Origin of the sequence: Microcystis sp. LE19-10.1B, assembly GCF_027530565.1 — a bacterium.
Classification (GTDB): domain Bacteria; phylum Cyanobacteriota; class Cyanobacteriia; order Cyanobacteriales; family Microcystaceae; genus Microcystis; species Microcystis aeruginosa.
Genome location: NZ_JAPZQM010000331.1, coordinates 1 through 1,320, shown reverse-complemented (window position 1 = coordinate 1,320; position 1,320 = coordinate 1). Strand labels below are relative to the sequence as shown.

2 protein-coding genes are annotated in these 1,320 nt (G+C 33.3%); both read left to right on the top strand.

Going from position 1 to position 1,320, the window contains the following annotated elements:
• Positions 1-79 precede the first annotated feature (79 nt).
• Complete coding sequence (locus tag O9332_RS11675) at positions 80-655, top strand: hypothetical protein (protein WP_502846650.1); 576 nt, start codon at positions 80-82, stop codon at positions 653-655.
• Positions 652-1,188: a hypothetical protein gene (locus O9332_RS11670; RefSeq protein WP_288025631.1), complete on the top strand. Its 537-nt coding sequence runs from the start codon at positions 652-654 to the stop codon at positions 1,186-1,188. Before O9332_RS11675 ends, O9332_RS11670 begins: the two co-directional genes overlap by 4 nt.
• Positions 1,189-1,320 lie beyond the last annotated feature (132 nt).

Genomic DNA, 1,320 nt, shown 5'->3' with positions numbered 1-1,320 from the left:
ATCGACTAAATCCTTATCTGGCAAGAGACTTAATTGATTAGTTCGCTCTAGATAAAAATCAATTGACAAAAATCGCTAAATGCCTTTCTATATAAGGGTTCCATCCCTTATAACCCCCCTCCATTGCATAACACAAACCGAAGAGCCACAAATTCATCTTAGTAAAACCATTCCTAGCGAAATAAAAAACTACACTTCTGTATTTTATTTTTATTATTCAAAAAACATAAATGAAATAATAGAAGCAATGCCTGATTTTAAGGAATCGATAAGTTATCTATCTGCTTTTGACAAGCCTGAGCCAGACAAAATCGAATGTGTTGCGACCGTTTTATTGGGAGCTTGGTATTCAATAGATACGTCAGAAGTTTCGGTGAGCGAGCTTTTACACAAAGCCCAAACTACCCAGCCATCATACATCCGATTGTTTAGTTCGGATATTGAGCTAGATCCAGGAATGCGAAGTATTTTGGATCGGATTCCCAGATTCCAGTATAATGTCTCTAAGGGATTTTTGCATTGGGATTATGCTGATGGTTTAGATACGGGAACCATATATCATGATATAGAAAGTTCAAATTTCAAAAAAATTCAAGATTTAATCAAGCAATTTCAGCCCACCTCTTTTGAAGACTTGGAGAAGTTTTTAATATGACCAGACAAACATCTAATTTTGTTAACAATGATCGCACAATCCTTACCTACCTTGAAATTTTAGCAAATAAAAGTATTGAACCTGAAAGGTATCGTGAAGTAATGGAACAACTCGGTAATAAGCTCGGGCAAATAATTTTAAATAGAGTTATCGATAGCTCACCCCATAGCCTATATTTAGCCTCTACCGTTGAAGATGCTGATTTTTTAGCAAAAGGCATTATCCTACAGTTAGAGAACCATTTTTCTAACATAGGATATGCTTGTTTTTGGAACAAAAGATTTTCTCCTTTTGGAATTAGCGACTTAAAAGTAGCTCCAATTCTAAAAAAATATCAGGAACCCAGCCCCAGCAATATCGATTATTTGATTATTGTTAAGTCTATTATTTCTGGAGCTTGCGTAGTCAAAACAAACCTTGTCAATTTAATTCAAAAAATTAATCCAAATAAAATTTTAATCGTAGCTCCAGTAATGTATATTAATGCAGAAGAAAAATTAAAAATTGAATTTGAACCAAAAATATCTAAGTAGTCATGCAAAATTAATTACCCAAATAAAAAATTAAGAAGTATAATACATAAAAAAACGAAGCAGCAGGAAAATACAATGAGATTGATTAGAGACCTAAACCCCGAGAGCCAGAAAATGCTAGAGAGAATTTAT

Excerpts from the sequence above, each read along its gene's own strand:
- O9332_RS11675 (WP_502846650.1), top strand. The coding sequence starts at position 80 with ATGCCTTTCTATATAAGGGTTCCATCCCTTATAACCCCCCTCCATTGC.
- O9332_RS11670 (WP_288025631.1), top strand. The coding sequence starts at position 652 with ATGACCAGACAAACATCTAATTTTGTTAACAATGATCGCACAATCCTT.